Source organism: Streptomyces sp. NBC_00887 (genome assembly GCF_045207585.1).
Map to the genome: position 1 here is coordinate 6,737,987 of NZ_CP108788.1, position 25,889 is coordinate 6,763,875.

General features: G+C 70.3%; 21 protein-coding genes. 11 read left to right on the forward strand and 10 right to left on the reverse strand.

The features are described 5' to 3' along the window. Positions 1-467 precede the first annotated feature (467 nt). Both OG844_RS30830 and OG844_RS30835 read left to right on the forward strand, forming a co-directional pair. A complete protein-coding gene (locus OG844_RS30830; RefSeq protein WP_406394687.1) occupies positions 468-1,145 on the forward strand; it encodes a response regulator transcription factor in 678 nt (225 codons plus the stop codon). Positions 1,146-1,160: 15 nt separating this feature from the next. Continuing rightward, positions 1,161-2,426: an ATP-binding protein gene (locus OG844_RS30835; RefSeq protein ID WP_406394689.1), complete on the forward strand. Its 1,266-nt coding sequence runs from the start codon at positions 1,161-1,163 to the stop codon at positions 2,424-2,426. A 5-nt stretch (positions 2,427-2,431) separates the two neighbouring features. Here the strand turns inward: OG844_RS30835 and OG844_RS30840 are convergent, their stop codons facing one another. Next, complete coding sequence (locus tag OG844_RS30840) at positions 2,432-2,950, reverse strand: GtrA family protein (RefSeq protein ID WP_406394691.1); 519 nt, start codon at positions 2,948-2,950, stop codon at positions 2,432-2,434. 165 nt (positions 2,951-3,115) lie between these two features. Between OG844_RS30840 and OG844_RS30845 the strand changes: the two genes are divergently transcribed. From OG844_RS30845 to OG844_RS30855, 3 genes are read left to right on the forward strand one after another with little or no spacing between them, the layout of a single operon-like run. Continuing rightward, a complete protein-coding gene (locus tag OG844_RS30845) occupies positions 3,116-4,255 on the forward strand; it encodes a 5-(carboxyamino)imidazole ribonucleotide synthase (protein WP_406394692.1) in 1,140 nt (379 codons plus the stop codon). Next, a complete protein-coding gene (purE, locus tag OG844_RS30850) occupies positions 4,252-4,788 on the forward strand; it encodes a 5-(carboxyamino)imidazole ribonucleotide mutase (protein WP_406394694.1) in 537 nt (178 codons plus the stop codon). Before OG844_RS30845 ends, purE begins: the two co-directional genes overlap by 4 nt. Before the next feature lie 7 nt (positions 4,789-4,795). Then, positions 4,796-5,989, forward strand: a complete 1,194-nt coding sequence (locus tag OG844_RS30855; protein ID WP_406394696.1) for a dipeptidase — start codon at positions 4,796-4,798, stop codon at positions 5,987-5,989. 273 nt (positions 5,990-6,262) lie between these two features. Here the strand turns inward: OG844_RS30855 and OG844_RS30860 are convergent, their stop codons facing one another. Beyond that, positions 6,263-7,606: a UDP-glucose dehydrogenase family protein gene (locus OG844_RS30860; protein WP_406394697.1), complete on the reverse strand. Its 1,344-nt coding sequence runs from the start codon at positions 7,604-7,606 to the stop codon at positions 6,263-6,265. A gap of 175 nt (positions 7,607-7,781) precedes the next feature. Between OG844_RS30860 and OG844_RS30865 the strand changes: the two genes are divergently transcribed. After that, positions 7,782-8,939, forward strand: coding sequence for an acyl-CoA dehydrogenase (locus OG844_RS30865; protein ID WP_406396329.1), 1,158 nt, complete (start codon positions 7,782-7,784; stop codon positions 8,937-8,939). Between the two features lie 77 nt (positions 8,940-9,016). Here OG844_RS30865 and OG844_RS30870 read toward each other — a convergent pair whose 3' ends face one another. After that, positions 9,017-10,300 carry an LCP family protein gene (locus tag OG844_RS30870; RefSeq protein WP_406394698.1) on the reverse strand — a complete coding sequence of 428 codons (1,284 nt, stop codon included), beginning with the start codon at positions 10,298-10,300 and terminating at the stop codon, positions 9,017-9,019. Positions 10,301-10,419: 119 nt separating this feature from the next. Between OG844_RS30870 and OG844_RS30875 the strand changes: the two genes are divergently transcribed. Beyond that, the gene (locus OG844_RS30875; RefSeq protein ID WP_406394700.1) at positions 10,420-10,968 is read left to right on the forward strand and encodes an acyl-CoA thioesterase; all 549 of its coding nucleotides are present in this window, start codon (positions 10,420-10,422) and stop codon (positions 10,966-10,968) included. A gap of 90 nt (positions 10,969-11,058) precedes the next feature. Here the strand turns inward: OG844_RS30875 and OG844_RS30880 are convergent, their stop codons facing one another. Next, entirely contained in the window at positions 11,059-12,423 is a 1,365-nt protein-coding gene (locus OG844_RS30880; RefSeq protein WP_406396331.1) for an LCP family protein, read from the reverse strand. 328 nt (positions 12,424-12,751) lie between these two features. Between OG844_RS30880 and OG844_RS30885 the strand changes: the two genes are divergently transcribed. Next, the gene (locus OG844_RS30885) at positions 12,752-13,774 is read left to right on the forward strand and encodes a glycosyltransferase family 2 protein (protein ID WP_406394702.1); all 1,023 of its coding nucleotides are present in this window, start codon (positions 12,752-12,754) and stop codon (positions 13,772-13,774) included. Between the two features lie 62 nt (positions 13,775-13,836). On the opposite strand, the gene OG844_RS30890 is transcribed toward OG844_RS30885, so the two are convergent. The 4 genes from OG844_RS30890 to OG844_RS30905 all read right to left on the reverse strand — a co-directional run bounded on the left by OG844_RS30890 (position 13,837) and on the right by OG844_RS30905 (position 19,807). Next, the gene (locus OG844_RS30890; RefSeq protein WP_406394704.1) at positions 13,837-15,519 is read right to left on the reverse strand and encodes an LCP family protein; all 1,683 of its coding nucleotides are present in this window, start codon (positions 15,517-15,519) and stop codon (positions 13,837-13,839) included. A 49-nt stretch (positions 15,520-15,568) separates the two neighbouring features. Then, complete coding sequence (locus tag OG844_RS30895; protein WP_406394705.1) at positions 15,569-17,278, reverse strand: LCP family protein; 1,710 nt, start codon at positions 17,276-17,278, stop codon at positions 15,569-15,571. 223 nt (positions 17,279-17,501) lie between these two features. Next, entirely contained in the window at positions 17,502-18,878 is a 1,377-nt protein-coding gene (locus OG844_RS30900; protein WP_406394707.1) for an LCP family protein, read from the reverse strand. A gap of 176 nt (positions 18,879-19,054) precedes the next feature. Next, complete coding sequence (locus tag OG844_RS30905) at positions 19,055-19,807, reverse strand: TIGR03089 family protein (protein ID WP_406394708.1); 753 nt, start codon at positions 19,805-19,807, stop codon at positions 19,055-19,057. 139 nt (positions 19,808-19,946) lie between these two features. On the opposite strand from OG844_RS30905, the gene OG844_RS30910 reads away from it, so the two are divergent. From OG844_RS30910 to OG844_RS30920, 3 genes are all read left to right on the forward strand, one after another. Continuing rightward, positions 19,947-21,353: an N-acetylmuramoyl-L-alanine amidase gene (locus OG844_RS30910; protein WP_406394709.1), complete on the forward strand. Its 1,407-nt coding sequence runs from the start codon at positions 19,947-19,949 to the stop codon at positions 21,351-21,353. Positions 21,354-21,431: 78 nt separating this feature from the next. After that, complete coding sequence (locus OG844_RS30915) at positions 21,432-22,523, forward strand: sugar phosphate nucleotidyltransferase (RefSeq protein WP_406394710.1); 1,092 nt, start codon at positions 21,432-21,434, stop codon at positions 22,521-22,523. A gap of 55 nt (positions 22,524-22,578) precedes the next feature. Next, positions 22,579-23,574: a DNA-3-methyladenine glycosylase family protein gene (locus OG844_RS30920; RefSeq protein ID WP_406394711.1), complete on the forward strand. Its 996-nt coding sequence runs from the start codon at positions 22,579-22,581 to the stop codon at positions 23,572-23,574. Positions 23,575-23,608: 34 nt separating this feature from the next. On the opposite strand, the gene OG844_RS30925 is transcribed toward OG844_RS30920, so the two are convergent. Further along, the gene (locus tag OG844_RS30925; protein ID WP_406396333.1) at positions 23,609-24,874 is read right to left on the reverse strand and encodes a coenzyme F420-0:L-glutamate ligase; all 1,266 of its coding nucleotides are present in this window, start codon (positions 24,872-24,874) and stop codon (positions 23,609-23,611) included. Between the two features lie 50 nt (positions 24,875-24,924). Then, positions 24,925-25,881: a 2-phospho-L-lactate transferase gene (gene cofD, locus OG844_RS30930; protein ID WP_406394712.1), complete on the reverse strand. Its 957-nt coding sequence runs from the start codon at positions 25,879-25,881 to the stop codon at positions 24,925-24,927. Between the last annotated feature and the right edge of the window lie 8 nt (positions 25,882-25,889).

Here is a 25,889-nt window from a genome sequence, read left to right on the forward strand (position 1 = left end):
GGACGCGTGCCTCGCGAGAGTGACGCGCCCGGTGGGGGGTAGCCGGCACCGGTACGGCCGCGCCCCACCCCCGACGCCTCAAGGGGATTCGATCCGGCCGCCGGCTCCACGGGGAGACGGGGCGGAGTCGGGGGACCGACCGCACCGGGATCCACACCCGGTGCGCGTATTCGCACTCCGGGCCCGGCTCACAGGTCATTCACTGATCAGGGCCGGTATGAACCGGCCCGCACATAAAAGTGACCCTTGGCGCGAAACGCTGCCCAAAGGTCCTTCTGTAGTGCAACAGGCGTCGAGCCACCATACGACACGACACACGGGGATATGAAAGGACTTGAGACATGGATCACAGGTTGCGGTGGAACCAGAGTCGCACATTCAAAGGAGGATGACCGATTCGTGACCCTGTCCCGCAGGTCTCCACCAGCACCTCACCTCGGACGCCTTGTGCGGACTACCATCACTGCATGACCCGTGTACTGCTCGCCGAGGACGACGCATCCATCTCGGAGCCTCTGGCCCGTGCCCTGCGTCGAGAGGGTTACGAGGTCGAGGTCCGCGAGGACGGCCCGACCGCACTCGACGCCGGACTCCAGGGCGGTGTCGACCTGGTCGTGCTCGACCTGGGACTCCCCGGGATGGACGGCCTGGAGGTCGCGCGGCGGCTGCGCGCCGACGGCCACGCCGTGCCGATCCTCGTGCTGACCGCGCGGGCCGACGAGGTGGACACCGTGGTCGGCCTGGACGCCGGGGCCGACGACTACGTCACCAAGCCGTTCCGTCTCGCCGAGCTCCTCGCCCGGGTCCGCGCCCTGCTGCGCCGCGGCGCCACCGAGGCCGCCCCGCAGCCCGCCACCCACGGGGTCAGGATCGACGTCGAGTCGCACCGGGCCTGGATGGGCGAGGAGGAACTCCAGCTCACGGCCAAGGAGTTCGACCTGCTCCGCGTCCTCGTCCGGGACGCCGGCCGGGTCGTCACCCGCGACCAGCTGATGCGCGAGGTCTGGGACACCACCTGGTGGTCCTCCACGAAGACCCTCGACATGCACATCTCCTGGCTCCGCAAGAAGCTCGGTGACGACGCCGCCAATCCCCGTTACATCGCGACCGTCCGGGGCGTCGGCTTCCGCTTCGAGAAGAGCTGACGTACAGAAACACTCATGCGCCGTCGACTGATCAACTCCACGCTCGCCGTGGTGCTCGTGGTGATTGCCGTCTTCGGCGTCTCCCTCGTCATCGTCGAGACCCGCACCATCAGCAACAGCGCCCAGGAGAGCGTCGACTCCGAGGCGCTCCGGCTGATCAGCGTCGTCGAGAGCCGGCTGCTCGGCGAGGAGCGCATCACCCCGGCCGTACTGTCCGAACAGGTCGACCCCAGCCGTTACGCACGGGTCGAGATCCCGGGGCGGCCCCCCATCGAGGTCGGCGAGCGCCCCGAAGGCAGCGTCATCCGCAGTACGGAGACGGGCGAGCAGGGCGAGAAGGTCACCGTCGAGGAGTCCCGCTCCGCCGTCACCCGTGAGGTCGGCCGGACCCTGCTCATCATCGGCGCGGTGGCGCTCCTCGCGATCATCTCGGCCGTACTCCTCGCCGTACGCCAGGCCAACCGGCTGACCTCGCCGCTCACCGACCTCGCCGAGACCGCCGAACGCCTCGGTTCCGGCGACCCGCGTCCCCGGCACAAGCGGTACGGGGTGACGGAGCTGGACCGGGTCGCCGACGTCCTGGACGCCTCCGCCGAGCGGATCGCCCGGATGCTGACCGCGGAACGACGCCTCGCCGCGGACGCCTCGCACCAGCTGCGCACCCCGCTGACCGCGCTCTCGATGCGGATCGAGGAGATCTCCGTCACCGACGACCCGGACACGGTGAAGGAGGAGGCGAGCATCGCGCTCACCCAGGTCGAGCGGCTCACGGACGTGGTGGAACGGCTGCTGACCAACGCCCGTGACGCGCGCACGGGCTCCGCGGTCTCCTTCGATCTCGACGAGGTCGTCAAGCAGCAGCTCGAGGAGTGGCGCCCGGCCTACCGCAGCGCGGGCCGCGCCGTCGTCTGCTCGGGCAAGCACGGACTGAAGGCGGTCGGCACTCCCGGTGCGGTCGCCCAGGTGCTCGCCGCACTCATCGAGAACTCACTGATGCACGGCGGCGGCACGGTGGCGCTGCGCACCCGTGTCACCGGAAACCAGGTCGTCGTCGAGGTGACGGACGAGGGCCCGGGCGTCCCCGCCGACCTCGGGGCGCGGATCTTCGAGCGGACCATCAGCGGCCGCAATTCCACCGGGATCGGCCTCGCCGTCGCCCGTGACCTCGCGGAGGCCGACGGCGGCCGGCTCGAACTGCTCCAGCAGCAGCCCCCGGTCTTCGCCCTCTTCCTCAGCCGGATCGCACCGGACCGCAAGGAACGGGAACGCCCGGTGCGTTGAGCGCCTCAGGGGTGTACGGGATCGGGCGCTACTTCGCCGGCGGCTCGTCGCTGCTCCAGAAATCGTTCCGCGTTCGGCACGGCCTCCTCGACGGGCAGCGCCTTGAACACCCAGGTGCGGTACGACCAGAAGCGGAACAGGGTGGCGACGCCGATGCCGACGATCTTGAAGACGTTGCTCTGCACCGGACCGTTCCACCCGAAGCCGTACGTCGCGGCGTACAGCACGCCGTTCTCGATCACCGCACCCGCGGCGCTGAACAGCAGGAAGAGCATCAGCTCCCGGGTCCGGCCGGATTTGTCGCGGTCCCGGTACGTCCAGTAACGGAAACCGACGTAGTTGAAGAGGATGGCGACGAACGTTGCCAGGACACTGGCCCGGACCACCTGGAGGTCCGTGGTGTGCCGGACCAGGTTGAAGACCGCGATGTTGACCACCAGGCCCAGAGCGCCGACCGCGCCGAACTTGGCCACCTCCCGGGCAAGCAGATCAAGCCGGGCCCGCAGTGCGCCCCGTTCGCTCATGATGATCGCTCAGCCCCATCCGTTCGGTTTCGCCAACCCGGCCATGCTAACCAGCCCTCCCGTGTGATGCCTGCGTGCCGCCGGTGAGGTGTGGCGAGGCTGTGACGGGGGCCTGTGACCGGAGAGGGTGGAGGGAAGCCCCGGCGCGCCGGATACCCTGGACGCGTGACGTTCCCGGTAGTCGGCATGGTCGGCGGCGGTCAGCTCGCCCGTATGACCCACGAGGCGGGCATCCCCCTCGGCCTCAAGTTCAAGCTCCTCAGTGACACCCCTCAGGATTCGGCAGCCCAGGTGGTGAGCGAAGTCGTCGTCGGCGACTATCGCGACCTGGAGACGCTGCGCGCCTTCGCGCGCGGCTGCGACGTGATCACCTTCGATCACGAGCATGTGCCGACCGAGCATCTGCGGGCCCTGGAGGCGGACGGCATTCCCGTCCGCCCCGGCCCCGATGCGCTGGTGCACGCCCAGGACAAGGGGGTGATGCGCGCGAAGCTCACGGAGATCGGTGCGCCCTGCCCCCGCCACCGTCTCGTGAGCGACCCGGCGGACGCCGCGGCGTTCGCCGAGGAGGCCGGGGGCTTCCCCGTCATCCTCAAGACGGTCCGCGGCGGCTACGACGGCAAGGGCGTGTGGGTGGTCCGCTCCGAGGCGGACGCCGCCGAGCCGTTCCGCGCCGGTGTCCCCGTCCTGGCCGAGGAGAAGGTCGACTTCGTACGGGAGCTGGCGGCCAACATCGTCCGCTCGCCGCACGGCCAGGCCGTCGCCTACCCGGTCGTCGAGTCCATCCAGGTCGACGGCGTCTGCGACACCGTCATCGCCCCGGCCCCCGAGCTGGACGAGCGGCTGGCCGGTGAGGCCCAGCAGCTCGCGCTGCGGATCGCCTCGGAGCTCGGTGTGGTCGGCCACCTTGCGGTCGAGCTGTTCGAGACCCGCGACGGCCGCATCCTCGTGAACGAACTGGCGATGCGCCCGCACAACTCCGGGCACTGGACCCAGGACGGCGCGATCACCTCCCAGTTCGCCAACCACGTGCGGGCCGTCCTCGACCTCCCGCTCGGCGACCCGCGCCCGCGCGCCACCTGGACGGTCATGTGCAACGTCCTGGGCGGCGACTACCCGGACATGTACCAGGCGTACCTGCACTGCATGGCCCGCGACCCGCAGCTCAAGATCCACATGTACGGCAAGGACGTGAAGCCCGGCCGCAAGGTCGGTCACGTCAACACCTACGGCGACGACCTGGCGGACGTGCGGGAGCGCGCCCGGCACGCGGCCGACTACCTGCGAGGAACAATCACCGAATGACTTCCCCCGGTACCGCCCCTGTCATCGGCATCGTCATGGGCTCGGACTCCGACTGGCCCGTCATGGAAGCGGCCGCGAAGGTACTCGACGAGTTCGAGATCCCCTACGAGGTCGACGTCGTCTCCGCCCACCGCATGCCGCGGGAGATGGTCGCGTACGGCGAGCAGGCGGCGGACCGCGGCCTGAAGGCGATCATCGCGGGCGCCGGGGGAGCGGCCCACCTGCCCGGCATGCTCGCCTCCGTGACCCCGCTGCCCGTCATCGGGGTTCCCGTCCCGCTGAAGTACCTGGACGGCATGGACAGCCTGCTCTCCATCGTGCAGATGCCGGCCGGAGTCCCCGTCGCCACCGTCTCGGTCGGCGGCGCACGCAACGCGGGGCTGCTCGCGGCCCGGATCCTCGCCGCCCACGACAGCGAGCTGCTGGCGCGGATGAAGGACTTCCAGCAGGACCTGAACGACCAGGCGACGGAGAAGGGCAAGCGCCTCCGGGCCAAGGTCGAGGGCTCGGACTCCTTCGGCTTCGGGAAGTAGGCGCCCCATGGACAACCTGGACCGCGCCCGGCTGCTCCTCGCCGAGAACCCCGTCGTCGACGGCCACAACGACCTCCCCTGGGCCCTGCGCGAGCAGGTCGGCTACGACCTGGACGCCCGCGACATCGCCACCGACCAGACCGGTGCCCTGCACACCGACATCCCGCGCCTGCGGGCCGGCGGCGTCGGCGCCCAGTTCTGGTCCGTCTACGTCTCCACCCGCCTGACCGGTGACGACGCGGTCAGCGCCACGCTGGAGCAGATCGACGTGGTCGCCGAGCTGCTGGAACGCCACCCGGCGGACCTGCGGCGCGCCCTGACCGCCGACGACATGGAGAAGGCCCGCGCCGAGGGGCGCATCGCGTCCCTGATGGGCGCCGAGGGCGGCCACTCCATCAACAACTCCCTGGGCACCCTGCGCGCCCTGCACACCCTCGGCGTCCGCTACATGACGCTGACGCACAACGACAACACCGACTGGGCGGACTCGGCGACCGACTCCGCTCAGGTCGGCGGCCTGTCGGAGTTCGGCCGCGAGGTCGTACGGGAAATGAACCGCATCGGCATGCTCGTCGACCTCTCGCACGTGGCGGCGACCACGATGCGCGACACGCTCGCCACCTCCGTCGCGCCGGTGATCTTCTCGCACTCCTCCGCCCGGGCCGTCTGTGACCACCCGCGCAACATCCCCGACGACGTGCTGCGGATGCTCGCGGCCAACGGCGGAGTGGCCATGGCGACCTTCGTGCCGAAGTTCGTCCTGCCCGCAGCCGTAGCCTGGACGCTCGCCGCCGACCGCAACATGCGCGAGCACGGCCTGCACCACCTGGACACGACCGCGGCGGCGATGCGGATCCACGCGGACTTCGAGGCGGTCCACCCGCGCCCGGTGGCCACCGTGTCGACGATCGCCGACCACCTGGACCACATGCGTGAGATCGCCGGGATCGACCACGTCGGCATCGGCGGCGACTACGACGGCACGGCGTTCCTGCCCGCGGGCCTGGAGGACGTCTCCGGCTACCCGAACCTGATCGCCGAGCTGCTCACCCGGGGCTGGTCGGACACCGACCTCGCCAAGCTGACCTGGCAGAACGCCGTACGGGTCCTGCGGGACGCGGAAGCGGTCTCCCGTGACCTCGGCGCACGGCGCGGTCCCTCCCACGCCACGATCGACGAGCTGGACGGCCCTGCGGTGTAGCCGCACCGAATGCCGGGCGGGCCGCATCGGGCCCGTCGGGGGCTAGGGTCTTTCGTTTGCATCATGTCGGGCTCGCGGGGTCCGGCACGCGCTCCCCCAAGGCCTCAAGGGCCAGGGGGGACCCCCTCCGGCGTTGTCGTCAGTCGCCGACTTCCCCGAACTCTCGGCTTCGCTCGAGCAGGGGAGACCCCATCGCGTGGGCTCCCTCCTCCGCCTTGCGGCGGCACGCACCGGACCCCGCTCCCTGATCCGGCCTGATCCGAACGAAAGACCCTAGGCCTTCGGCCGGCCCATGGCGCGGTAGGTCCACCCCGCCTCACGCCACACCGCCGGGTCCAGCGCATTGCGGCCGTCCAGGATGATCCGGCGCCCCGCGACCTCGCCCAGTGCCACCGGGTCCAGCTCGCGGAACTCGCGCCACTCCGTCAGGTGCAGCACCACATCCGCGCCGCGCACCGCGTCCAGTGCGGTGTCCGCGTAGGCGAGGGTGGGGAAGAGCCGCCGGGCGTTGTCCATGCCCTTCGGGTCGAAGACCGTGACCTGGCCGCCCTGCAGATGGATCTGCCCGGCCACGTTCAGGGCCGGCGAGTCCCGTACGTCGTCCGAGTCCGGCTTGAACGTCGCGCCGAGCACCGCGACGCGCTGCCCGAGGAACGAACCCCCGCCCACCGCCTCGAGGGCGAGCTCCACCATGTGCCCGCGACGGCGCATGTTGATGGAGTCGACCTCGCGCAGGAACGTCAGCGCCTGGTCCGCGCCCAGCTCACCGGCGCGCGCCATGAACGCCCGGATGTCCTTCGGCAGACAGCCCCCGCCGAACCCGATCCCGGCCCGCAGGAACTTCTTCCCGATCCGCTCGTCGTGGCCGATCGCCTCGGCCAGCTTCACCACATCGCCGTCGGCGGCCTCGCAGACCTCCGCCATCGCGTTGATGAAGGAGATCTTGGTCGCCAGGAACGAGTTCGCCGAGGTCTTCACCAGTTCGGCGGTGGGGAAGTCCGTCACCACGAAAGGCGAACCCTCTCCGACCGGCCCCGCGTACACCTCGCGCAGCAGCTTCTCGGCCCGCTCGCTCTCCACCCCGACGACGATCCGGTCCGGGTGCAGGGTGTCGTTCACGGCGAAGCCCTCGCGCAGGAACTCCGGGTTCCAGGCCAGCTCCGCATCCGTGCCCACCGGCGACAGCTCGGCCAGCCGTGCGGCCAGCCGGGCGGCGGAACCCACCGGGACGGTGGACTTCCCGACCACCAGCGCGGGCCGCGTCAGCTGCGGGGCCAGGGACTCGAAGGCGCTGTCCACGTAACTCATGTCGCACGCGTACTCGCCGTGCTTCTGCGGAGTGTTCACGCAGACGAAGTGCACGTCGCCGAAGGCGCCGACCTCCTCCCAGGAGGTGGTGAACCGGAGCCGGCCGCTGGAGCCCTCGATGCCCGCGACGTGCTTCTGCAGGATCTCCTCGAGCCCCGGCTCGTACATCGGCACCCTGCCCGCCGAGAGCATCTCGATCTTCTCCGGCACGACATCGAGTCCGAGGACTTCGAAGCCCAGCTCAGCCATGGCCGCGGCATGGGTGGCGCCGAGATAGCCGGTGCCGATCACGGTGATCCTGAGGGCCATGGGGTGCTCCTGAACGATGCGGACAGACGTGCGGAGCCGAGCATAACCGGGCCTGCCGGAACCTCGTTTTGCGGCTGTCGGCAAGCTCACGTGCCCCGCCCGTATGCCGGGCCGAGCCCTGGCCACTAAAATTGGGTTACTTAACAGTAGTTAGCATCCTTGGGGAGTGAACGTCTTGGCGGGTTCCACCGACTTCGACCTCTACCGTCCGGCCGAGGAGCACGACATGCTCCGCGAGACGATCCGTTCGCTCGCCGAGGCGAAGATCGCTCCGTTCGCCGCCGAGGTGGACGAGGAGGCCCGCTTCCCCCAGGAGGCCCTGGACGCCCTGGTCGCCTCCGACCTCCACGCGGTCCACGTCCCGGAGGAGTACGGCGGCGCGGGCGCCGACGCGCTCGCCACGGTCATCGTGATCGAGGAGGTGGCCCGCGCCTGCGCGTCCTCCTCCCTCATCCCGGCCGTGAACAAGCTCGGCTCGCTCCCGGTGATCCTCTCCGGCTCCGAGGACCTCAAGAAGAAGTACCTGGGCCCGCTCGCCAAGGGCGACGCGATGTTCTCGTACGCCCTGTCCGAGCCGGACGCCGGCTCCGACGCGGCGGGCATGAAGACCAAGGCCGTCCGCGACGGCGACTTCTGGGTCCTCAACGGTGTGAAGCGCTGGATCACCAACGCGGGCGTCTCCGACTACTACACGGTCATGGCCGTCACCGACCCGACCAAGCGCTCCAAGGGCATCTCGGCGTTCGTCGTCGAGAAGTCGGACGAGGGTGTCTCCTTCGGCGCCCCGGAGAAGAAGCTCGGCATCAAGGGCTCCCCGACGCGTGAGGTCTACCTCGACAACGTCCGTATCCCCGCCGACCGCATGATCGGCGAGGAGGGCACCGGCTTCGCCACGGCGATGAAGACCCTGGACCACACCCGCATCACGATCGCGGCCCAGGCGCTCGGCATCGCGCAGGGCGCCCTCGACTACGCCAAGGGCTACGTCCAGGAGCGCAAGCAGTTCGGCAAGCCGATCGGCGACTTCCAGGGCATCCAGTTCATGCTCGCCGACATGGCGATGAAGCTGGAGGCGGCCCGCCAGCTCACCTACGCGGCGGCGGCCAAGTCCGAGCGCCTCGACGGCGACCTCACCTTCTTCGGTGCCGCGGCCAAGTGCTTCGCCTCGGACGTCGCCATGGAGGTCACCACGGACGCCGTCCAGCTGCTCGGCGGCTACGGCTACACGCGGGACTACCCGGTGGAGCGGATGATGCGTGACGCGAAGATCACGCAGATCTACGAAGGCACGAACCAGGTCCAGCGCATCGTCATGGCCCGCAACCTGCCGTAACCGCTTGCTCTCGGTACGCACCGCACGCGAAAAGGTCCGGACGGAGAACCGTCCGGACCTTTCGCGTGCGCCTGCGGTCAGTTGCCCCTGACCGTGACCTTCTCGTCGTTCTTCAGCTGCTCGACGAGCTGCTTGACCTTGGCCTTGTCCCAGACCAGGTTGCCGCCGGTGCTGCCCGAGATCGGGATGTTCATCGACGTGCCCTCGCCGCCGGTGACGCCCTTCATCGCGAAGAACATCTGGCCCAGCGACCAGAGCGACATGTCCTTGTCGACGATCAGCGTGTCCAGGCCGGCGCCCATCGTCGGGTACAGCTTGAACGGGTTGAGGATCGTGGAAGGCGTCGCCGTCTGGGAGGCCAGCGCCGCGAGGAACTTCTGCTGGTTCTTCGTACGGTCCAGGTCGCTGCCCGCGAACGCGTACCGGGTGCGGACGAAGGCGAGTGACTGTTCGCCGTTCAGCGTCTGCTTGCCCGCCTGGAAGTCGGCGCCGGACTTCTTGTCCTTGAAGGCCTTGGGGATGTCCAGCTCCACGCCGCCGATCGCGTCCACGATCTTGGCGAAGCCGCCGAAGCCGATCTCGACGTAGTGGTCGATGCGCAGCCCGGTGTTGAACTCGACCGTGCGGACCAGCAGCTCCGGGCCGTCCTCCGCGTACGCGGCGTTCAGCTTCACCGTGCGGCCCGTGCCCTTGAAGGTCTTACCGGACTCCGAGCCGACGAAGGTCGGGATCTCGACGTTCGAGTCACGGGGCAGGGAGATCAGCGTCGGGCCGTTGGAGCCGTCGTGCAGGATCATCATCGAGTCGGTGCGCTTGCCCTCGGCGGAGCCGGTGTGCAGCTTCTTCTTGTCCTCGGCCGTCATGCCCTCGCGGCTGTCGGAGCCGACGATCAGGTAGTTCGTGCCGTCGCCCTCGGAGGGGCGGTCGATGACCTTGGAGAGGTCGACCTCGCGCTTGAGCTTGCCGTCGGCCCAGAAGTACGTGCCGATGGAGACGACGAGCAGCGCGACCACGAGGGTCAGTGTGCCGACCTTGATGCGCCGGCCCCAGTTGGGCATGGGGCGGCCCTGTACGTAGCCGCGGTCACCGCCGCCGCTGCCGTACCCGCCGCCGCCCTGTCCGCCGCCGTCGCCGCCGCCGCCGTAGACCTGGCCCGTGTTGTAGCCGCTGTCGTAACCGTCGCCGGCGTATCCCTGTCCCTGCGGGGGGATCCGGGGCGGGGCCTGCGGTGCGCCCTGCGGCGGAGCGGGACGCCGCCGGACGTGCGGCATGGCGCGGGCGCTCTCGGGCTGCGGGTTCGCGCTGCCCTGCCCATAGCGCTCGCCGGGTCCGCCGTTCCGTCCTTCGGGCCAATCGTTCATGCGGAACAGTGTGCCGTCCCGGCCCGCACGTATTACAGGGTGTACCGGAAATCGGACCACGGCTGTTGCGAAGCTGATGCAATGCAACCGGGGGCAAGCCCCCGCATAAGGTGGAGGGCATGACAGATCAGGACCAGCCACCGGAGGGCGAGATTCCGGCCAAGCCGACCGCGGCCTCCCGGACCACCCTCAGCCACATCATGACCGGCAGCGACACCAATCTCCTGGGTACGGTGCACGGCGGTGTGATCATGAAACTGGTCGACGACGCCGCGGGTGCGGTCGCCGGCCGGCACTCCGGTGGCCCGGCCGTGACGGCTTCGATGGACGAGATGGTCTTCCTGGAGCCGGTCCGCGTCGGTGACCTCGTTCACGTCCGTGCGCAGGTGAACTGGACCGGCCGCTCCTCGATGGAGGTCGGAGTCCGCGTCCTGGCCGAGCGGTGGAACGAGTCGACCCCGGCCCAGCAGGTCGGGAGCGCCTATCTGGTGTTCGCGGCGGTCGACGAGGACGGCAAGCCGCGCCGCGTACCCGAGGTGGTCCCGGAGACGGAGCGCGACAAGCGGCGCTACCAGGAGGCCCAGATCCGGCGTACGCACCGCCTCGCCCGGCGCCGCGCGATCAAGGAGCTGCGGGAGCGGCGCGCCGCCGAGGGCATCGACGACTGAGGCCCGTACACGAAGGAGGGGCGCCGGTCGTGCCCGTACACGAAGGAGGGGCGCCGGTCGCGGACCGGCACCCCGCGCCCCGGGGGAACGTCACGGGCAGACCACCTGGTCGCCCGTCACCGTGCCGAACTCGCCCCGCTGCGGGGCCTCGGCCTTGACCCGCTGGACCTTCGTGAAGTCGGATCCCGCCTTCACCTTCATCGTCCCGCCCTGCCCCTTCACGGCCTTCAGCTCGCACCCGGGCAGTGCCGCCGCCAGGGCTTTCGCCGACCGGTCCCACCGGGGGTCGTAGCTGACCACGGTCCGCTTGAGGTTGCGCGGGCCGCCGTTCAGCGGGGAGCGGGTGGTGTTGAAACCGGTGCCGCGCAGCGCCGCGTCGACCTTCTGGCCGAGCCCGTCCTTCGGTGTCCCGTTGTAGACCTGCACCCGGATCTGTTCGGGGGCCACGCCGACGATCGTCGCCTTGGGCTGCTTCGGCAGGTGGGGGGCGAGCGGCTTGTCCTCGCGCAGTGCCCGGAACAGCTTCTTCGACTTCTTCGTGTCCCACTTCACCGTGGAGCCGATGCCCTTGACGGGGTAACCACCGTCCTTGATCGGTACGGAGGCGAACTCCGACGAGGCCGGGGTGAGGCCACGCATCGCCCTGCCGAGCTCCAGCATCTGCTCCGTGCCGAATCCCTTGTCGGCGCGGACGGATCCGAGCATCGACGAGACGACCTGCTGGAACTTCACGGGGTTCGTCAGCACACCGCTGCTGGTGGTCTGCTTGACCAGCGCGGCCATGAACTTCTGCTGGCGCTGCATCCGGCTCAGGTCGGCGGCCCCGTCGATGTGCCGGGAACGTACGTACTGCAGGGCCTTGCCGCCGTCCAGCCTGTGGGTGCCCGCGGCCAGGTTCAGGCCCGTGTAGGAGTCCTTGAGCGGCTTGGCGGTGCAGATCTGTACCCCGCCCAGGGTGTCGACCGTCTCCATGAAGCTGGTGAAGTCGACCTCCATGTAGTGGTCGATCTTGATGCCGGTCATGCCCTCGACGGTGCGCACGGTCAGCTGCGGGCCGCCTTCCGCGTAGGCGGCGTTGAGCTTCACCGGGTGGGCGGAGTGCTCCTTGCCGGTGGTCCGGTCGGTGTGGGCCGGGATCTCGGCGTAGCTGTCGCGGGGCAGACTGACGACGCTCGCCCGCCGCTTGTCGGCCGAGAGGTGGACGAGCATGAGGGTGTCGGTGCAGTGACAGGGCGCCCCGCCCAGCCGGTACTTGTTCCTCACCGCCTTGGTGATCTTCTCCCGGCCGTCGGTGCCGACGAGCAGGAAGTTCATGCCGTGGCTGCCCTGGGGCCGGTTCTTCATGTCCTTGAACGGGTCGACCCGGTCGATCCCCGTCTCCAGGCTGCTCACCACGGCGTGGCCGATCCCGCCGGCGCAGAGCACCAGCACGGACAGCCCGGTGGCCACCCGCATGCCCCAGCGGGGCGGCCCCTTCCGGTTGCCGGTCCGGGGCCGGTGCCTGGTGCCCGCTCCGGGCTTCCGAGCGGTTCTGCGCTGGGTGGGAGCGGCGCGGGGGTGCGGTGGACGGGGCGATCGGTGCGGCGTGGGCACGGGGGACACCTCCGCGGTGCGAGTGGGACTTTCGCACGGTAGGCCCATACGATCTGCAGACCGGGAGGAGACCCGGCGGCGCGCGCCGGTGTCCCCCATTCGCGGTAACGTGGCGGCCGAATCACGCCGCATCCCGGGGTGCGAGAGCCCCCGGAACCCCCGGCCCCCCCCGAGGACCCCTGAGGACCACATGTCTGCCGCGCAGTACCCCGCCGTCTCCGTGATCATGCCGGTGCTCAATGAGGAACGCCATCTCAGGAACTCGGTCCGGCACATCCTGGAGCAGGAGTACGCCGGTGAGATGGAGGTGGTGATCGCCCTCGGTCCCTCGACCGACCGTACGGACGAGATCGCCGCTGAGCTGGTACGGGAGGACTCCAGGGTCCACACCGTGCCGAACCCGACGGGCCGCACCCCCGCCGCGCTGAACGCCGCGATCAAGGCCTCACGTCACCCGATCGTGGTGCGGGTCGACGGCCACGGCATGCTCTCCCCGGACTACATTGCGACCGCGGTCCGCCTCCTGGAGGAGACCGGCGCGCAGAACGTCGGCGGCATCATGCACGCCGAGGGCGAGAACGCCTGGGAGGACGCCGTCGCCGCCGCGATGACGTCGAAGATCGGCGTCGGCAACGCGGCCTTCCACACCGGCGGCCAGGCGGGCCCCGCCGAGACCGTGTACCTGGGGGTCTTCCGCCGCGAGGCCCTGGAGCGGGCCGACGGCTACAACGTGGAGTTCATCCGCGCCCAGGACTGGGAGCTGAACTTCCGCATCCGCGAGGCCGGCGGTCAGATCTGGTTCTCGCCGGAGCTGAAGGTGCAGTACCGCCCCCGGCCCAGCATCCGCGCCCTCTCCAAGCAGTACAAGGAGTACGGCCGCTGGCGCCACGTCGTGGCCCGCTACCACGCCGGCTCGATCAACCTGCGCTACCTGGCCCCGCCGACCGCCGTCTGCGCGATCGCGGCCGGCATCGTCGTCGGTGCCGCGGTCACCCCGTGGGCGTTCGCCGTGCCGGCCGGGTACGTCGCGGCGATCGTCGCCGGCTCGCTGCCCGCCGGAAAGGGCCTGCCGCTCAAGGCGCGGGCGCAGATCCCGGTGGCGCTGGCCACCATGCACATGTCGTGGGGATACGGCTTCCTGACCAGCCCGCGGTCGCTCGCGAAGAGGGTCATCGCGAGCCGCCGCCCGGCGGTGCGGGAACAGACGGTCTGACAGCCGTACGCAAGGAAGGGGCCCCGCCGTCTCCCGGCGGGGCCCCTTCCTGTGTGCGGACGTCAGAAGGTGTAGTTCGGGTTGACGTGCATGCACGCCTCCTCGTTCGAACCGTTGAGCGCGTTCGCCGACTCCGGCGTCTTCTCGTCGACGGCCTTGGCCGGGTAGGCCCCGTCCTCGCGCCAGTCGGCACCCACGGCCAGCACGATGCCCGAGACATCGGCCGACTTCTGTACCTGGGACACCGGGATGCCGAGAGCCTTGGCGACCGCCTGGGCGTCGCCCTCCATGTCCGCGCTGGGGTAGAGGACGCCGGTCCGGCCGGCCGCCGCGACGTTCTGCGAGTCGATCGAGGCCTTGGCGAAGCCCGCGTCCGTGAGTAGGTTCTTGACCGTGGTCGCACGGCCCTGTGCCGGACCGAGACCGTCCGTGCTGGTCGCGTTGCGCACGCTGACCGGGATCTCCGCGACGGGCGCGGCGACGTCCTTGGTGACAGGTGTCTTGCGCTTGGACGCCTTGCCGTCCAGCGGGATGTCCTCACGGACCATCCGGAACACCTGCTCGGCCTCGCCGGCCTTGGGGAACACCCGGCCGGCGAGATTGCCCGTCCCGTAGACGTTCGGCATGGTCGTCATGGTGATGCGGTCGGTCGGGGCCTTCTTCAGCTCCTCCGCCAGGTCGTACAGCTTCTTGACCGTGTCCAGGCCCTTGTCGACCGTCAGCGCGGTGGTGGCCGCCTCGGCGAGCCCCATCAGCTTTCCGGGGTCGGTGAGCTTGGTGCCCTTGCGCAGCTCGCGCACCATCGAGTTCAGGTACTGGTGCTGGGCCTTGGCACGGCCGAGGTCCGTGTTGTCCTCGAAGCCGTAGCGGGTGCGCAGCCACTGCAGGGCCTGCTTGCCCTTGACGGCGGTGGTGCCCTCCTCCAGCTTCAGCCCGGAGCCCTTGCCGTCCCTGCCGTGCGAGTGGACGTTGGCGTCGACACAGACCGGGACGCCGCCGATCGCGTCGGCCATCGAGACCACGCCCGCGAAGTCGATCATCATGAAGTGGTCGATGGTGATGCCGGTGAGCTCGTACCAGGTGGCCACCGTGCACCCGGGCCCGCCGCGGCCGAGGCTCTCGTTCGTCTGGACGGGCTTCGTGCTGGCCGGGTACACCTTGTCGGTTTTCGGGTCGGTGCACTTGGGCATCTTCAGCATGGTGTCGCGCGGCATGCTCACGACCGAGATGTTGCTGCGGTCCGCGGAGAGGTGCAGCAGCATCTGCACGTCGGCGAGCGGTGTGCCCCCGAAGGTCTCCTTGGCGCCGCCGAGCTTCTGGTTGGCCTCGGAGTCGCGGGCGTCGGACCCGATGATCAGGATGTTCAGCGGGGTCTGCCCGGCGGCGTTGGCCTTGTGGTCGGCCATGTCCTTGTCGCCGAGGGTCAGGTCCTCTTTTTTGATGTTGCCGTTGAGGTGCTTGTAGTAGACGTATCCGGCTCCGCCGGTGCCGAGTATCAGCAGGGCGAGAACGGACGCGACCCAGCGCAGAACGCGCCGTTTTCCGCGTTTGCCGGACCGTCTGGAACGGCGGTTCGGCCCGCCTTGGCGGTGCCCGCCCTCCGGCGGGGCGGACCGTTCCCGCCCGCCGCGACCGTCCCTTGCTCCGCCGTCCTCCATGTCGCCGCTACCGAGGACACCGTCGACCGGGCCCTCGTGACGGACGCGCGACCGCGTCCCCTCTCCAGGCGTGCTGCTCCGTCCCACCAGGACCCCCCTGCTGCTCAGACTTTCGCTGTGGCGCGACGACCCGTCGTCACTTCGCGCACTCTGCCTTGTCGGCGCTTGCCTTCTGAATGTCCTCCGGTGCCTCGGCCGGGCCGGTGACGGGCACCCCCGTGCCCTTGAAGTCGGCTCCCAGGGTCAGCACCATCGCCTGAAGTCCTTCGACGTCGGCTGCTCCCTGCTTGAGCGCCGTGGCGGGCAGCCCCATGATCGCCGCCAGGGCGCGGGCCTGGTCCGCCTGGTCGGGCGCGTACGCCAGCGTCGTCGTGTCGATCTTCGCCGGGGCGTTCGCCTTGTTCGTGGCCTCGGGCACGCCCTGCTCGGCCTGCAGCCAGGTGGCCGTCGCGTCCGCCGCACCGGCGATGCTGCCGCCGTTGAGGACGTCGACGCGTATGTCGGCCGGATCGGCCTTGGCGCCCTTGAGTACCGCTTCCTGCTCGCTCCTGGCCGCCGTCTCCTTCTGCTTCACCTCGGTCAGGGAGGTGTCGGAGCGCATCATCGCGAAGAGCTGCTCCGACTTCCGCGGTTCCACGACCACGGTGATGGGCGTCGGCTCGGCCGGGTTGTCGATCACCGGCAGCGTGACGAAGGTGATGTTCCTGGTGTCGATCCTGCCGAGTTCCTGCGCGAGCGACGTCAGCTTCTTGATCGACCCGATGCCGGAGTCGACGGTGAGCGCCTTGGTCGCCGCGTCCGCGAGGCCGAAGAGCTTGCCGGGGCTCGTCAGCGTGTCGTCGGACTTCATCTGCCGGATCATCGAGCCGATGAACTGCTGCTGCACCTTGATCCGGTCGAGGTCGCTCTGATTGCCGAAACTGTGCCGGGTGCGGACGAAGGCCAGTGCCTGTTCGCCCTCGACGGTGGACTCACCGGCAGGCAGGTCCAGGTGCGAGTCGGGGTCCTTGACCGCCTTGGCCAGGCAGACCTTGACCCCGCCGACGGCCGTGGACAGCTCCTTGACCGCATTGAAATCGACCATCATGAAGTGGTCGACGGAGAGGCCGGTGATCTTCTTGACCGTACGCATCGTGCAGCCCGGATCGCGCCCTTCCTGGCCGAGGCTGACGTTGAACCGGACGTTACGCGAGCCGGGTATGACCTTCTCCGAACCGTCCGGCTGCTGGGTGGTGCACTCCGGGATGTCCGTCATCAGGTCCCGGGGGATACTCATCGCCGTGGCGTTGGTGCGGTCCGCGGAGACGTGGAAGAGGATGTTGGTGTCGGCGTGGCCGGTGCTGCCCTTGTCGCCGTAGCCCTCGTTGCCGCTGCCGGTGCGCTTGTCGGTGCCGATGATCAGTATGTTGAGCGGCCCGTCGGCGGCGACGCTCTTGCTGCCCGCGTCACCGACGTCGACGGTGTCGAGGTTGCCGTTGAACTTCTGGTAGAGGGCGTACGCCCCCGCCGATCCGGCGACGATCACGAAGGCCATCACGCCGCCGGTCCACAGCAGGGCCTTCCTCCGCCGTGCCTTCGGGGGCGTGCGCTTACGGCGCCCGGCCGGCACCGGCGGCTGCTCCTGGGTGTGCCCGCTCCGTGCGGAGCGGCGGATCCGCTGTCGGGGCAACTCGCGGAGAGGCTCGTTCCTGTTGTCGGAGCCATAGGGGTCCGACGTACGGGATGTGCCGGACGACTCTGTTCCGGAGTGGTTCAGTCGCAATTCGTAATTGCCGGTCTGCAGGTTGAGCACCCATTGGTCGGCGGCGTCGATTTCGTCCGCCCGCCCACGGCTATGCGCGTCCACGGTTTCCTGAATCCTCCGTCGGTGCCACGCGAGGCGCCTCCCCCGACAGGGCGCTCGGTCTGTCGCTCCAGCAGTGCGCGGCCTTGGGGCCGACGGCACCGGATCGCGTCACACTATCCGGCCGATTCGGCCATGGGCGGCGTGCGTGACATATTCCACCCCTCGTATAACCGGGCATTCTTCCTATTCCACTCCGATTGCCGCCCATTGCTTGGCCATTGCTTTACTGGTCGCACGGGTCGTCCGCGGCATTCGACCCCGAATAGGTGGGGGCGGGGGTCGGACTCCCGTCCGTACCGCCGGGCTTCTCGTCGGTGGGGTCCTTCTCGGAACTGTGAGTCGGCTGTGAATTCCCCGCATTGTTCTCGTCGGCGGGGACCACGGCGACGGGCTCGTCCTTGCGCAACTGCTCGAACAGCCGGTCGGCGTCCGGCTGGACGAGCTCGTCCCGGTTCCGGTCCGCGCGGTAGGGCTGCCGGGGCACGGTCAGGAACTGCACCTTCTCCGTGGGTACGTTCCGCATCCCGCGCACCAGGTCGTACAGGTCCCTGAGCGAGTCCAGCCCCGGGTCGGTGGTGAGCGACTTCGTCGCCGCGTCCAGCACCGGGTACAGCCTCGTCGGGTTGAGCAGGACGCCGTTGCTCTGCATCTTGTTCACGAGGGCCCCGAGGAACTTCTGCTGGCGGTCCATCCGCTCGGTGTCGCTGCCGTCGCCGATCGACTTGCGGGCCCGTACGTACCCCAGCGCCTGCTCGCCGTCGAGCTCCTGGCGTCCCGCGGGGAGCTCGAGATGGGCGTCGTCGTCCTTGACCGGCTCCTTGAGGCAGACCTCGACACCGTCCACGGCGTCGACCATGTCCTTGAAGCCGCTGAAGTCGATGACCATGTGGTGGTCGACGCGAATGCCCGTCATGTTCTCGACGGTGCGGATCGTGCAGGCGGTGCCGCCGAGTTCGAAGGCCCAGTTGAACTGGGCGAACTGCTTCCTGGTGGCCTTGCCGCCCGCGGGGTGACAGCTCGGGATGTCGACCATCAGGTCACGCGGGATGGACACCGCGGTGGCGCTCTTACGGTCGGCCGCGAGGTGCAGGAGGATCGTGGTGTCCGAGCGCTGACTGCCGCCGTCGTCCCGGCCGTATTTGCGGTTGTCGCCCGACCGGGTGTCCGAGCCGATGAGCAGGATGTTCTGCGCGTCCATCGCGATCGCGGTGGGGCGCTCCTTCTCGTACGCCTTGAGTTCGGCGGCGGCGCTCGTGTCCGTCGTGATGTTGCCGTCGAGCTTCTTGTACAGCCACCAGCCGACCCCGGCGGCGACCAGCACGAGGAACGAGGCGGCGAGAGCGGTCCAGCGGAGCCAGTGCCGCCGGTGCCCGGGGACTCCGCCCTTGGGCCGGTCCGCCCAGGTCCGGATCCCGTCGTCACCGCCGTCGCCCCTGTCGCTCCCGGTGTGACCGTCAGGGGCGGGTGAGTCGTCCTGCGGGGTTGCCCCGGAATCGTCCTGCGACCCTTCCTTCGCCCCGTCCTCGGCCGAGGAGTCCGGGCGGTCCGGGCGGTCCGGGTCGGCAGGGGGTCCGGAGCTGTCGGTCACGTCAGTGTCCATCCTTCACGTTCGGCGGCGCGATGAGCCGCCGGTCGCAGGAGTAGACGGCTGAACCTCACGCTTGGTTGTGCATCCAGACGGAGTGGTCTGTACCGCCCGATCATGTACCGCAGCCGGTGCTCAGTCCCGGGGGCTCGGCCCGCCGTGGGCCGGACGGGTGGCCCACGGAGCGCTTGTCATACCGCGGTGGCGCTGACCCGCTCGCTCTCGACGCGCTTGGCCAGTCCGTCCGCGTCCAGCAGGCCGAGGTGGCGGCACAGGACCACGGAGCCCCCGGTTGCCAGCGGGGCGAAGAGACCGGCGGAGAGTCCTCCCCAGGTGTCGTACGAACGTCCCGTCAGCAGGCGCGACCCCGGCGTGAGGCCCAGTTCCGCCGCGTCCTCGCGGGCCCGTGCGACGAGCCGGTCCGCCGTCAGTTCGACGCCGTCCACGGCCAGGGCGGGCGCGGCGGGGTCGACGGGTGCGTACGGGGAGAAGCGGTCGCCCTGGCCAGGCACCTCCACCGCGTAGTCCGCGAAGCCCTCGGGCGGCTGCGGGAAACGGCCGCCGAGGGGACGCAGCGCCAGCGCGACCCGCTCGCCGCGGCAGGCGCGCGCACGGTCCAGCGTGTCCGGTCCGCTGACGACGAGATCGGCGGCGGCGGGGTCGCCCTGGACATCGGCGACGACGCCCACCGACGAGCACGCGAGCAGCCAGACCGCGGACTGCCAGTGGGCGGGGAGCAGCAGTGCCAGCCGGTCACCCGGTTCGGCGGCCAGGTCTCCCTGCAGCAGATTGGCGGTCTTGGCCACCCAATTGGCGAAGGTGGCCACCGACAGTTCGACGCGCTCTCCGGTTGCGTCGTCGTAGAAGGTGACCAGGGGGCGGGCCGGGTCCGCGGCGAGCGCGGATCGCAGCAGGTCGGCGGGGGTGCGATCACTGGCGTTCATCCGCGCAAGGGTACGCGGCCGGTACGGACGGGGCGGGGTGCGACGGGTGCCGCATACACCGGATCGGCAGACGGCCCGTCAAGTGGGAGCGGCGGCCCTCCAGTAGCCGGAGATGCCGGTTCTGCCCAGGATTTCCTTTATGCATGCACTTCTTGCAACCTCCATCGGCGTCACCTGCGCGGCGGCACTCACCCTGCCGCTCGCCGCGCCCGCCGCATCCGTTTCTGCCCCGGTCGCCCAGGCGGCCGGGGCGACCGCTGCCGAACCGTCGGGCTCGACGCAGTCCCTGCCCCTGCGACCGCTCACCGGCGAGACCTCACGGGCCACCGGTGAATCCACCGACTCCAGGTCACTGTCCCCCGACTCGGCCCAGGGGCTGGGTCAGCGCAACGCCCACCGCTTCTCCCTCGTCGGCGTGGTCTGGGACGACGCCGACGCCGAACTCCACGGAACCGTCCAGGTCCGCACCCGCTCGACCGCCACCGCGCGCTGGACCGGCTGGCAGGGACTCGAGACACACAACGCCGACCACGGAGCCGATACCGGGAGCGCCGAGCGCGAGTCCGCCACGGTCCGCGGTTCCACGGCCCCGCTCTGGGTCGGTGACTCGGACGGCGTCCAGGTACGCGTACGTGCCGAGGCCGCGCAGAACAGGGCCGGCGGGTCGGCACCGCTCCCCGAAGGGCTACGGGTGGAACTCGTCGACCCGGGCGACGACCCCCAGCAGCCACCCGCCGCGGGCACCCCGGGCACCGGCACCGCCACGCCCGTAACGTCCCCCCAGCCCGGTGCGCTGCCGGCCACCGGCGCCCTCACCGTGGCGGCGGCCGAGAGTTCCGCCGTGAACGCCGACCTCGCCCCGCTCGGCGCCACCGAGATCGCCGCCCTCAGCAAGGCCGAGTCCGAGGAACAGGCCGTCGTGGCAGCGGGCGCCAAGCCGTTCGTGGGACCACGCCCCCGCATCGTCACGCGCAAGGGCTGGGGCGCCGACGAGAGCCTTCGGGAGCGCAGCTTCGCGTACACCACGACCGTCAAGGCCGCCTTCATCCACCACAGCGCCACCGGCAACAACTACACCTGTGCCCAGGCGCCCTCGGTCCTGCGCAGTATCTACCGCTACCACGTCAAGAGCAGTGGCTGGCGCGACTTCGGCTACAACTTCGCCGTCGACAAGTGCGGAAACATCTACGAAGGACGCGCAGGAGGCGTGACGAAGGCCGTCCTCGGGGCACACACCCTCGGTTTCAACTCCAACAGCATGGGCATCGCGGTACTCGGAACGTACAGCTCGAAGAATCCGCCCGCCGCCTCGGTGACCGCGATCGCCAAGCTCACCGCCTGGAAGCTCGGTCTGTTCGGCCGCAACCCCAAGGCGAAGGTCACGCTCGTCTCGGGCGGCAGCGGCAAGTACAAGAAGGGTGCGAAGGCCAGGCTCAACGTCATCTCCGGTCACCGCGACGGTTTCGCAACCGATTGCCCCGGGGGCCGTCTCTACAAGAAGCTCGGCACGGCCCGGACCAGTTCGGCCAACCTGCAGGGCCGCTGACCGGGAGAGCTCCGAACGGTCTGCATACACTGGCCAGCCGATACGAGGCCGGCCCCAGCAGGAAGCAGAGACGGTGCTGTGACAGAGGCAAGAGAAGCGATCCTCCTGGTAGGAGGCAAGGGCACCCGGCTGCGTCCGCTCACGGTGCACACCCCGAAGCCGATGGTTCCGGCGGCGGGGGTCCCGTTCCTCACGCACCAGCTGGCGCGTGCACGGGCGGCCGGGGTGGAGCACATCGTGCTCGCGACGTCCTACCTGGCGGAGGTGTTCGAACCGTACTTCGGTGACGGTTCGTCGCTCGGCCTCTCCATCGAGTACGTCACCGAGCACGAGCCGCTCGGTACGGGCGGAGCCATCCGCAACGTGGCGTCGCGGCTGGCCTCCGGCCCGGACGAGCCCGTCCTCATCTTCAACGGGGACATCCTCACCGGTCTCGACATCCGGGCCCTGGTCACGTCGCACGCCACGTCGGGAGCGGACGTCTCCCTGCACCTCACGAGGGTGGAGGACCCGCGCGCCTTCGGTCTCGTACCGACGGACGCCACGGGCAGGGTGACGGCCTTCCTCGAGAAGCCGCAGACGCCCGAGGAGATAGTCACCGACCAGATCAACGCGGGCGCGTACATCTTCCGCAGGTCGGTCATCGACACCATCCCGGCCGGCCGGCCGGTCTCGGTGGAACGTGAGACCTTCCCCGGACTCCTCGCCTCCGGTGCCCATCTCCAGGGCATGGTCGACTCCACCTACTGGCTGGACCTCGGCACCCCGCAGGCGTTCGTACGCGGCTCGGCCGACCTGGTCCTGGGCCGCGCCCCGTCCCCGGCGGTGCCGGGCCGCTGCGGGGACCGCCTGGTGCTGCCCACCGCATCCGTGGCCGCCGACGCCAAACTCACCGGCGGTACGGTCATCGGCGAGGGCGCGCTGATCGGCGCGGGCGCGAGGATCTCGGGCTCCACCGTCCTTGCGGACGCGGTCGTCGAACCGGGGGCCGTGATCACCGACTCGCTGGTCGGGGCAGGCGCCAGGATCGGCAGCCGTACGGTGCTCGTCGGCGCGGTGGTCGGGGACGGCGCACAGGTCGGAGCCGACAACGAACTGCGCGACGGGGTCCGCGTCTGGTGCGGTGCCGTCCTTCCGAACGCCTCGGTCCGTTTCTCCTCCGACGAGTAGGTTCCGTTCCGTCGGCCGTACCCTCGAAGGCAACCGACGACCGAGGACCTCATCCGTGGCAGGACGCTTCGTACCCCGCACCACCGCCGTGCCCCACCAGATGCCTGCGGCGACGGGCACGTCCGCCCCGCCCTTGGACCGGACCTGGACCCCGCCGGGTCCGCTCGATCTGCGGCTGGTCCTGAGCCCCCTGCGGCGGGGCCCCGTGGACCCCACGTACCGGGCCCTGTCCGACGGTTCGTTCTGGCGGGCCGCTCGCACACCCGCCGGTCCCGGCACCCTCCGGGTCGCCGCCCGGGACGGCCGGATCGAGGCGGCGGCCTGGGGCCCAGGCGCGCAGTGGCTCCTGGACCGGCTGCCGGCGCTGCTCGGCGAGGGGGACGACCCGGACGCCTTCCGCCCGCGCCACCGGCTGGTCGCCGCGACCCACCACAGCCGGCCCGGTCTGCGCCTGCTGCGCACCGGTCTGGTGATGGAGTCCCTGATTCCGTCGATCCTCGAACAGAAGGTCACCACCGACGAGGCCTACCGCGCCTGGCGCCTGCTGGTCCGCCGCTACGGCACCCCGGCGCCCGGCCCCCAGGACGGGCTGTTCGGCGCCCACGGCCTGTACGTCATGCCGGACGCCAGGACCTGGTCCCTGATCCCGTCCTGGGAATGGCACCGTGCGGGCGTCGACGCCAAGCGCTCCTCGACGATCCTGAGGGCCGTCCGGGCGGCCCGCAGGATGGAGGAAGCCGCCGCCATGGAGCTCCCCGAGGCCATGGCCCGTCTGGAGCTGATCCCGGGCATCGGTCCCTGGACCGCGGCGGAGACCCTGCAGCGCTCGAACGGCGCTGCCGACGCGGTCACGGTCGGCGACCTCCACCTCCCGGGCATCGTCGGCCATGCCCTGGCGGGCAACAGGAACGCCGACGACGAGGAGATGCTGGCCCTCCTGGCTCCGTACGCGGGCCAGCGGCACCGGGCGACGCGCCTGATCATGCTGTCGGGCCGCACCCCGGCCCGGCGGGCCCCGCGCATGACACCGGGCGACATCGCCCGCCTGTGAGAGCCCGTGACGGGCGGGGAGACCCCTGTCCGCCTCACCTCACCGCGACGAACTCCTCGACGTCGCGCGGGCCCCGCTCACGTGGGGCACCCGCCGCGTGGCCCACGGCCACCGCGCCCAGCGGATCCCACGAGTCCGGAAGGTCCAGCACCTCGCGCACCACGTCCCGGCAGAACATCGTCGAGGACACCCACGCCGAGCCGAGCCGCTCACCGGCCAGCGCCACCAGGAAGTTCTGGACGCCGGCGCCGGCCGCGACCACGAACATCTCGCGCTCCGCGGCGTCCCTGCGCTCGTCCCCGTAGGTGTGTGAGCCGTCCATCACCAGGCACGGCACCGCCAGATACGGCGCGTTGCGCAGGACGTCGCCCCGCCGCACCCGCTTGGCGATCGACGCCTCGCTCCGGCCGTCCCGGCGCAGGTCCGCGATCCACGCGTCGCGCATCGCGTCGAGCAGCCGGGTCCGTGAGTCCGCCGACTCCAGCAGGACGAACCGCCACGGCGTCGTGTGATGCGGGGCCGGGGCCGTCACCGCCGCCGCGACCGCACGCCGTACGGCTCCCGGGTCCACCGGCTCGTCCGTGAACTCCCGCACCGTGCGACGCAGATGCAGCGCCTCACGTACCGCTTCGGACGTTCCCAGCCGGAACATGTCGTCGGCAGCGACCCGCACCATGGCCCGGGCACCGCCCCCGGCGTCCGCCGTGGCCGTCACATGGGCCAGCCCGCGCACCACCGCGACCGGCAGCCCCGACGCCTTGCCCTTCACCAGGTCACCGGCCGAGGCCAGCTCGTCGGCCGTGGCGACCACGGTCGCGCTCAACGGATTGCCGTACGCGTCCGTGCCGCCCCGGAGATCGTCCAGCACCCTGACCCCGGCCGCCCCGATCGCGACGTCCGTCAGGCCGTTGCGCCAGGGCCGCCCGAAGGTGTCCGTGACGACGACTCCGACCTCGACCCCGAGCGTGTCGCGCAGCCCGTCCCGGATCGCCCGTGCGGAAGCGTCCGGGTCCTCGGGGAGCAGCAGTACGGTGCCGGTGGGGGTGTTGGACGCGTCGACGCCGGCCGCGGCCATGACGAGGCCCTGCCGGTTCTCCACGATCCGCAGCGTTCCGCGCCGGGCGACCACGCGGACGGTCTCGGCGTCGATCGCCGCCTCGCGGTCGGCCGCCTCGACGATCCGGCCCTCCGCCTTGGAGACGATCTTCGATGTGACGAGCAGGACGTCGCCGTCCACGAGCCCCGGGTCCGTGGTGGCGATCAGCTTGGCGATGTCGTCGCCCGCCCGCACCTCGGGCATCCCCGGCAGCGCCCACACCCGGTACGAGGGGGCCCCGGCAGGTCCGCGGTTCACGCCCGTACCTCCTCGGCGAGTGTCAGCGCCTGCCGCGCCATCTCGGCGGTCGCGTCCACGTCCGTCATCATCAACGGCACGGCGCGGCAGCGGATCCCGGCCCCCTCGACCTCGGCCACGGACCCGGCGTCCACGGTGTCGACGAGCCAGCCGTCGAGCAGCCCCGAGCCGTAGTGCTGTGCGACGGCCGAGGCCGTCGCTTCGACGCCCACCGCGGCCAGCACCTTGTCGGCCATGCCGCGCACGGGTGCGTCACCGACGATGGGGGAGAGGCCGACGACCGGCACCCCGGCCTCGGCGATCGCTTCGCGGATCCCGGGCACGGCCAGGATGGTGCCCACCGAGACGACGGGATTGGACGGCGGGAAGACGATGACGTCGGCCTCGGCGATCGCTTCGAGCACTCCCGGCGCGGGCTTGGCCTGCTCGGCGCCGACCGGCACGATCGCCTGCGCCGTCACGGAGGCGCGCAGCTTCACCCAGTACTCCTGGAAGTGGATGGCCCTGCTCTCGCCGTCGACGTCGACGGCCACGTGCGTCTCGACGCGGTCGTCGGACATCGGGATCAGCCGGACCCCCGGCTTCCAGCGCGCACAGAGCGCCTCGGTGACCGCGCTCAGCGGATAGCCCGCGCCGAGCATCTGTGTACGGACGATGTGGGTCGCGAAGTCGCGGTCGCCCAGCCCGAACCACTCGGGTCCCACGCCGTACGCCGCGAGTTCTTCCTTGACCTGGAAACTCTCGTCCGCACGCCCCCAGCCCTGCTCCTCGTTGATGCCACCGCCGAGGGTGTACATCACGGTGTCCAGGTCGGGGCAGACCTTCAGCCCGAACAGATGGATGTCGTCGCCGGTGTTGCCGATCACCGTGATGTCCGCGTCAGGGGCGGCCTGTTTGAGGCCACGCAGGAAACGAGCACCACCGATACCGCCGGCCAGAACCACAATGCGCATGAGGACCA

Coding starts and splice junctions, on each gene's coding strand:
- OG844_RS30830 (WP_406394687.1), top strand. CDS start 468: ATGACCCGTGTACTGCTCGCCGAGGACGACGCATCCATCTCGGAGCCT.
- OG844_RS30880 (WP_406396331.1), bottom strand. CDS start 12,423: ATGCGGGTGGCCACCGGGCTGTCCGTGCTGGTGCTCTGCGCCGGCGGG.
- OG844_RS30870 (WP_406394698.1), bottom strand. CDS start 10,300: ATGAACGATTGGCCCGAAGGACGGAACGGCGGACCCGGCGAGCGCTAT.
- OG844_RS30840 (WP_406394691.1), bottom strand. CDS start 2,950: ATGAGCGAACGGGGCGCACTGCGGGCCCGGCTTGATCTGCTTGCCCGG.
- OG844_RS30875 (WP_406394700.1), top strand. CDS start 10,420: ATGACAGATCAGGACCAGCCACCGGAGGGCGAGATTCCGGCCAAGCCG.
- OG844_RS30925 (WP_406396333.1), bottom strand. CDS start 24,874: ATGCCCGAGGTGCGGGCGGGCGACGACATCGCCAAGCTGATCGCCACC.
- purE (WP_406394694.1), top strand. CDS start 4,252: ATGACTTCCCCCGGTACCGCCCCTGTCATCGGCATCGTCATGGGCTCG.
- OG844_RS30885 (WP_406394702.1), top strand. CDS start 12,752: ATGTCTGCCGCGCAGTACCCCGCCGTCTCCGTGATCATGCCGGTGCTC.
- OG844_RS30835 (WP_406394689.1), top strand. CDS start 1,161: ATGCGCCGTCGACTGATCAACTCCACGCTCGCCGTGGTGCTCGTGGTG.
- cofD (WP_406394712.1), bottom strand. CDS start 25,881: ATGCGCATTGTGGTTCTGGCCGGCGGTATCGGTGGTGCTCGTTTCCTG.
- OG844_RS30860 (WP_406394697.1), bottom strand. CDS start 7,606: ATGGCCCTCAGGATCACCGTGATCGGCACCGGCTATCTCGGCGCCACC.
- OG844_RS30855 (WP_406394696.1), top strand. CDS start 4,796: ATGGACAACCTGGACCGCGCCCGGCTGCTCCTCGCCGAGAACCCCGTC.
- OG844_RS30910 (WP_406394709.1), top strand. CDS start 19,947: ATGCATGCACTTCTTGCAACCTCCATCGGCGTCACCTGCGCGGCGGCA.
- OG844_RS30905 (WP_406394708.1), bottom strand. CDS start 19,807: ATGAACGCCAGTGATCGCACCCCCGCCGACCTGCTGCGATCCGCGCTC.
- OG844_RS30900 (WP_406394707.1), bottom strand. CDS start 18,878: ATGGACACTGACGTGACCGACAGCTCCGGACCCCCTGCCGACCCGGAC.